Below are 6,724 nucleotides of genomic sequence, written 5' to 3' on the forward strand. Positions count from 1 at the left end.
ATTACAACAACAAACGTATCAAACAGAAATTGGCTGGCATGAGTCCGGTACAATACCGTCTACACACCAGCCAACTAGCTGCGTAATATAAAACTCTAACTTTTAGGGGTCACTACAATGGAATAAATCCGTCGACGTTTTTTTAATAAAATTCATCTTCTAAAATGTTATCTTCATCTTCATAACGAGTTTGATAGGAGGATATCAATGTATCTAAATGCTCCAATTGCTCTTCATAATTTAATATGGAAGAAAGAATATGCAGCAAGTGATAAGCTGAAAACTCTTCGTCTTCTTTGGTAATGGCAATTTCTTTTGCGAATATATCCATCACTTCCTGCCGCTGAATAAATTCATTGTGCAGTTCCGTTTCGTCGCGATCCGCTTTCAACTTGCCTGCGAACTTCAAATGAAGTTGCTCGTGATAAACGAGTAGTGCTTCAAGCCGTTCAGTGACCATCATTCTAAAGTGTTCAGGCAATTTGATCAGTTCGTTCTCGAATTTATGCAGTCTTTTTAGTACATCATAACTGCTTCGCGTTGTGGCAATCATTTGCCGGTAAACAACGAGACGTCTAGCCTTAGAAGCAGAAGTTTTCTTGAAGTAGCTGCGTTCTTCCTTGTACAGCAGGTAAAGCTGGTCTATTTGAATAAGCCGTTCTTTCAACTTGATAAGTGACTTTTTAGTGGCAGAATGATCAGATGCTTGTCGGACAGCCAAACGAGCCCAGCGAATAATTTCATCTTGTGCCTGATGAACGGCCTGGAAAAGTTTTGATTCATACTTTGGCGGCATAAATACTAAGTTCACCAGAAATGCTGCGAGTACGCCGACTAAAATGGTAGAGACTCGGAGAAACGCAAAGATTAAAAAGTCATCTCCTTTTACTTCCATGACTGCAATCATTGTTACGAGGGCAAGTGAAATGGATTTTTCTAGACCAAGCTTTAGCATGATAATCATAACGATTACTGCTGCTAACCCTACGACGACTAACTGCGGACCGAAGATCAGTGTAAAACTTACTGCGACCGCTGCCCCAATCAAGTTCCCTTGTAATTGTTCAACTATCGTTAAATACGACCTATAAATAGATGGCTGGATTGCGAAGATCGCTGCGATTCCTGCGAACACCGCAGTAGGTAGCTGCAGTAACTGCGCAAGAAATAGAGCGAACACAATCGCAATACCCGTTTTAAAAATGCGGGCACCAAGTTTCATTGGGTAATTCCTTTCCTTAAAAAGCTCTTTTTTGCTACTTTACAATATTGCAGCAAGACGGTCAATGCATTCTTCAGGTTAATGCCTTAAATGAACGGTCCACAGCTTCTAGTGTTTCCTTCACATCTTCTTCTGTATGAGCAGTCGTTAGGAACCAAGCTTCATACTTTGAAGGTGCAAGGTTGATACCGTTTTTCAACATTTCCTTAAAGAAACGTCCGAACATCTCGCCGTCCGTATCTTCAGCCTGCTGATAATTGTTCACTATCACATCCGTGAAGAAGAGGGTGAGTGCCCCACCTAAACGGTTGATCGTCATTGTTATGCCGTGTTTCTTCGCCAGCTGTAAAATTCCTTCTTCCAATAAACCGCCTAAGCGATCCATCTCTTCATACACACCAGGCTCCTGCAATACTTCTAGACAAGCAATCCCAGAAAGAATGGAAGCCGGATTTCCTGCCATCGTTCCCGCCTGATAAGCAGGTCCGAGTGGAGCTACTTGTTCCATAATCTCTTTTTTGCCGCCATACCCGCCGATTGGCAGGCCGCCGCCGATAATTTTACCGAAAGCTGTTAAATCCGGCTGCAGTCCAAGCAACGTCTGAGCTGCCCCATAATGAAAACGGAACGCAGTAATGACTTCATCGTAGACAGTCAGTACACCTTTATCCGTAGCTTATTCATGAACGAGTTCAAGGAATCCTTCATTCGGCTCAACGATGCCAAAGTTGCCGACAATTGGTTCGATCAGGATACAAGCAAGTTCATCCCCCCATTGATCCATTGCTTCTCTGTAGCTTTGCGGATCATTGAAAGGAATCGTGATGACTTCTTTCGCAATGGAAGAAGGCACACCGGCTGAGTCAGGAATACCGAGAGTTGCCGGTCCCGAACCCGCAGCAACAAGTACGAGGTCTGAGTGGCCGTGATAGCAGCCAGCGAATTTCATGATTTTAGTACGTCCAGTGAATGCGCGTGACACCCGGATTGTCGTCATGACAGCTTCCGTTCCGGAGTTGACGAAACGAACCTTATCCATTCCAGGAATCGCGTCTTTCAGCATTTTGGCGAATTTCACTTCATGGCGAGTTGGTGTCCCGTATAATACGCCGTTTTCAGCCGCGTGTGTGATTGCTTTTGTAATGTGAGGATGCGCGTGCCCGGTAATGATCGGTCCGTACGCTCCTAAATAGTCGATATATCGATTGCCGTCTACATCGTAAAAATAAGCGCCTTGCGCACGTTCCATAACAGTGGGAGCTCCGCCGCCGACCGCTTTGTATCCGCGCGAAGGGCTGTTAACGCCTCCGACAATATGTTCACATGCTTCTGCGTAGATTGCTTCTGAGTTTTTCCTGTTCATTAGTTAATTCCTCCAAATCCATTATACGCTACCATTTTAGCACTAATACCCATTAGGTCTCCACCCTCAGAGCTCCATTGCAGTAAATTGAAAAGTGTAAGTATTTCAGCTACGATGAGTAAGGAAGAAATTTAAATGGATGAATGTTTTTAACTTACCGAGGAGGGCTTTATATGGACAAATTAGAAGGATTGCATGCGCCGCTGTTCTCATTGCCAAATGAAAACGGGGAAGAAGTTTCATTAGAAAGTTATAAAGGTAAAAAGTATGTTGTGTTGTATTTTTATCCGAAAGATTCAACGCCGGGCTGTACGACGGAAGCATGTGATTTCCGTGACGCTGTGAATGATTTTGAAGAGTTGAATGCAGTGATTTTAGGCGTTAGTCCGGACAAAGAAGCCTCACATCAGAAATTCATTGAAAAACATGGTCTCCCATTTTCGCTGCTTGTCGATGAAGAACATGTAGTAGCTGAACAATATGGTGTGTGGAAATTGAAGAAGAACTTCGGTAAAGAATATATGGGAATTGAGCGTTCGACATTCCTGATCGATCCGACAGGCACGGTAGTAAAAGAGTGGCGGAAAGTTCGAGTGAAGGGGCATGTCGAAGATGCGCTCACAACATTGCAGCAATTGACTAAGGAGGCCTGACTATGAAGATTGTCTTCACGTTCAGAATTAAAACCGCTTTTAAAGAAAAACTGGAGCGGAAGTTTCCTGATACAGAATTCGTCTATGCATCTTCCATTGATGATGTATCTATCGAAGATGCGGATGTAATTGCGACAGAAGGCGTTGACCTGACAGAAGCTATCGTTGAAAAAGCTGTTGCATTAAAATGGGTGATGGTTGCCGCAGTTGGTGTGAATGATTTGCCACTTCAAGCGTTAAAGCAGAAAGGAGTAATCGTTACCAACGCACGAGGTGTTCATAAAGCTCCTCTTGCAGAATCGGTTCTGGCTCATTTATTGTCACTGGAAAGAGGTTTGCCCGGTATATATGAAAGACAGGCAGAGAAAAAGTGGAAGCTGGATAAAATTCCTGGTGAAGTAAACGGTTCGACAGCACTAATTGTCGGAACCGGCGCAATCGGAGGAGAAATCGGCAGACTACTACAGGCTTTCCGTGTGTATACAATCGGCTGCAACCGTTCAGGACATGAGAGTGATTTCATGGATGAGACGATTACGATGCCTACTCTTTTAGACAGACTTCCTGAAGCAGACTATGTAATCTCTATTTTACCAAGCACTGCAGAAACTAAATGGATTTATCAGCGAGAGCATTTCAAGGCGATGAAAGAATCCGCTATTTTTGTGAATGTTGGAAGAGGAGATGCGGTGAAGGATGAAACCGTTATTGAAGCATTAGAAACCAATGAAATCCGACACGCTGTTCTTGATGTATTCGAAGAAGAACCTCTTCCTGAGAGCAGTCCGCTCTGGAGTCTTTCAAATTGTACAGTTTCACCGCATATGTCCAGTCTGTCGGGTCAGTATATTACACGCTCCCTTGATATTATGGAAACGAATTTGGACAAATGGGCTGCAGACGATCGCAATCTTATTAATCTAGTGGATTTAGATAAAGGCTATTAATGAAAGTTTCTATTACCGGCATCTTAAAGGCTAGCACAAAAGTTGACAGTTACCCTCTTCATTGAGTACACTAATTATAATGATTATAAAGAAGTAGTCTTTATGAAGTGAGGTGCATTACGATGCCGACAGTAGTTTTAAAAGATGCGCTCGTAACGTTAAAGGAAAGTGGTGTGAGAATCACTCCACAGAGACATGCCATTCTTGAGTATTTGATCACTTCCCAAACACACCCGACAGCTGATGAGATATACAAAGCACTTGAATCGGATTTTCCCAATATGAGTGTCGCGACAGTCTATAATAATTTACGTGTATTTCAAAACTCTGGACTTGTGAAAGAGCTTACCTACGGGGATGCATCAAGCCGCTTTGATTTTGTGACGCATGATCATTACCATATTATTTGTGACGATTGCGGAAAAATTGTAGATTTCCATCACCCAGGACTTGAGGAAGTGGAGCGGTTGGCCGCACATGTAACGGGATTTAAAGTGAATTCACACCGTTTAGAAGTATACGGTACATGTCCGGAATGTGCAGAAGCTCAGCAAACAGAAGCAAAGTAAAAAGAGTGTAACCCAGATGGGTTACACTCTTTTTATTTTGCTGACTTATCATGAGACATTTTTGTTTTATTGTACGATACGTCGAACTCTTTGCCTTCTAAATCCGGATCCAGTGTTAACGGCTCACGGCAATGCCCGCACATATCTACGCGGCCCAACATTTTTGTATGCTTTCCACAATTCGGACATTTAATTCTGATGGCTCGGGTTGAAAGTGTTCCGATCCAAGCGTAAACGACCGTACTTGCGATGATAGCGAGCACACCCAAGAACATGAAAATCAGCATAACAATTTCATTTGAACGGAAGAAAATGCCGATATACATAATGGCGACTCCGATGAAAATGAGCGACAAGGCAAATGAACGAATGCGATTTATTTTATTTTTATATGGTTTCATCTAAAATATCCTCCTCACACTATCCTCACCTAATATATCATATTCTTAAATAAAAGCAGTACAAACTCTCTTTAATTAAAGGATTTTATGTGAAATCGTCGAAATAGAGTATTCGAGACGTTCAAGAAAGTACTGGGAGGCGAAGATGTGGAACAAATGTTACGGCCAATATACCAGGAGAGAGCAAGTCTATCTGATACATTAAGTGTGCTTCTTATTGAAAATCAAAGATTGGACGATCCAATCACTGATGCATTCGATGAAGTGCTGTTCATTATTTCCTCGAACAATGAAGTGCCGATTCAATCAAAGCACTATACTGACGGAGAGCGTAAAGCTGCCATGCATACGATCAGTGAGAAACAATTAACGCACTGGCTGTTGGTAGGGACCAATAAAAAGATCATTGACTGGTTGATCTTAGGAAAGGTTTATTTTGACAGGGATGAATATGCAGAACGTCTGAAACAGCGGCTGTCAGAAGATCCGCTTTTCGGCAGAAGCGTGAAAATGGGGATGGAACTGGCGAAAATGATTCGCGCTTATAATGAAGGGAAAATTCATTTCGAGAGAAAGCAGTACATGGATGCCTATATTAATGCCTTGAATTGTCTGCAACACCTGGCAAGAATGGTTGCGATAAAACATAATACGCTGCCTGAGAAAACCGTTTGGTCTCAAATGAAAAAAGTAGATCCTTCCGTTTATAAGCTATATGAAGAATTGATTGGAAGCGAAGAAAATCTTGAGAAGCGGCTGGACTTAGTTTTTCTGGCAAGTGAATTTTTCATTCATAACTATACCAATGAAGCTTCTGAGCATTTGTTGAATATCCTAGATCTAAAAGATTCCTGGACAATCCAAGAACTGTATGATCATAAAGAGCTGTCGCTATATTCATCAAACCTTGAGTTTTTTATTGAGTATCTAGTGGATAAGCAGCTGATTGAAATTGTTTGTGTGCCTTCAAAAAATGAGTTGTTATATCATAGACAATACAGGTCACAGAGAGGAAGAAATGCATTGTAGAGCGGTTTAACGATCGCTCTACAACTTTTTTAGAAAAGTTGTTGACTTTAGAAACGAATGCATGTTACTATAGTAAATGTCGCTTGGGACAAACGTTCTTACAGCGCACAACACACTCGAAAAAACATTTTTAAAAAAGTGCTTGACGAGTGATAAGAAGATATGGTAGATTAGAGAAGTCGCTTTTACAGGACGAACCAAATGAACCTTGAAAACTGAACAGCAAAACGTTAACGAAAATAGTTTGTGCACTTCGGTGACATAAACAAAAATGAGTATCTTAAATGATGCCAGCAAGAAACTCGAGCTACTCGAATTTCTCTATTATGGAGAGTTTGATCCTGGCTCAGGACGAACGCTGGCGGCATGCCTAATACATGCAAGTCGAGCGAAACTACAGGAGCTTGCTCCTGTAGTTTAGCGGCGGACGGGTGAGTAACACGTGGGCAACCTACCTTACAGATGGGGATAACTCCGGGAAACCGGGGCTAATACCGAATAACCCATTTCTTCGCATGAAGAGATGTTGAAAGACGGTTT

The 6,724-nt window shown here is 42.2% G+C and carries 7 protein-coding genes, 1 rRNA gene and 1 pseudogene; 6 read left to right on the forward strand and 3 right to left on the reverse strand.

Annotated elements, in window-relative coordinates:
* Positions 1-86 (forward strand): IS3 family transposase (locus Q1J64_RS16645; protein WP_367183381.1); only part of this gene is annotated, 86 nt, incomplete at its 5' end.
* 56 nt (positions 87-142) lie between these two features.
* On the opposite strand, the gene Q1J64_RS03285 is transcribed toward Q1J64_RS16645, so the two are convergent.
* Positions 143-1,222 carry an FUSC family protein gene (locus Q1J64_RS03285; protein ID WP_301107668.1) on the reverse strand — a complete coding sequence of 360 codons (1,080 nt, stop codon included), beginning with the start codon at positions 1,220-1,222 and terminating at the stop codon, positions 143-145.
* 73 nt (positions 1,223-1,295) lie between these two features.
* Positions 1,296-2,585, reverse strand: a pseudogene (locus Q1J64_RS03290) (glutamate-1-semialdehyde 2,1-aminomutase).
* A 173-nt stretch (positions 2,586-2,758) separates the two neighbouring features.
* Here Q1J64_RS03290 and bcp point away from each other — a divergent pair.
* From bcp to perR, 3 genes are all read left to right on the forward strand, one after another.
* A complete protein-coding gene (bcp, locus tag Q1J64_RS03295; RefSeq protein ID WP_301107669.1) occupies positions 2,759-3,238 on the forward strand; it encodes a thioredoxin-dependent thiol peroxidase in 480 nt (159 codons plus the stop codon).
* 2 nt (positions 3,239-3,240) lie between these two features.
* Positions 3,241-4,185 carry a D-2-hydroxyacid dehydrogenase gene (locus Q1J64_RS03300; RefSeq protein ID WP_301107670.1) on the forward strand — a complete coding sequence of 315 codons (945 nt, stop codon included), beginning with the start codon at positions 3,241-3,243 and terminating at the stop codon, positions 4,183-4,185.
* Positions 4,186-4,307: 122 nt separating this feature from the next.
* On the forward strand, positions 4,308-4,754 hold the full coding sequence (perR, locus tag Q1J64_RS03305) for a peroxide-responsive transcriptional repressor PerR (protein ID WP_301107671.1): 447 nt from the start codon (positions 4,308-4,310) through the stop codon (positions 4,752-4,754).
* A gap of 32 nt (positions 4,755-4,786) precedes the next feature.
* Here perR and Q1J64_RS03310 read toward each other — a convergent pair whose 3' ends face one another.
* The gene (locus tag Q1J64_RS03310) at positions 4,787-5,155 is read right to left on the reverse strand and encodes a YgzB family protein (RefSeq protein WP_301107672.1); all 369 of its coding nucleotides are present in this window, start codon (positions 5,153-5,155) and stop codon (positions 4,787-4,789) included.
* A gap of 156 nt (positions 5,156-5,311) precedes the next feature.
* On the opposite strand from Q1J64_RS03310, the gene Q1J64_RS03315 reads away from it, so the two are divergent.
* Together Q1J64_RS03315 and Q1J64_RS03320 are read left to right on the forward strand one after the other, a co-directional pair.
* Positions 5,312-6,184 (forward strand): nucleotidyltransferase-like protein, encoded by an 873-nt coding sequence (locus tag Q1J64_RS03315; protein WP_367183383.1) that lies wholly within the window; start codon positions 5,312-5,314, stop codon positions 6,182-6,184.
* Positions 6,185-6,507: 323 nt separating this feature from the next.
* Positions 6,508-6,724, forward strand: a 16S ribosomal RNA gene (locus Q1J64_RS03320); the annotation flags it as partial.

The sequence above is a fragment of the Sporosarcina sp. genome (assembly GCF_029257255.1).
In the GTDB taxonomy this organism is placed as follows: Bacteria; Bacillota; Bacilli; order Bacillales_A; family Planococcaceae; genus Sporosarcina.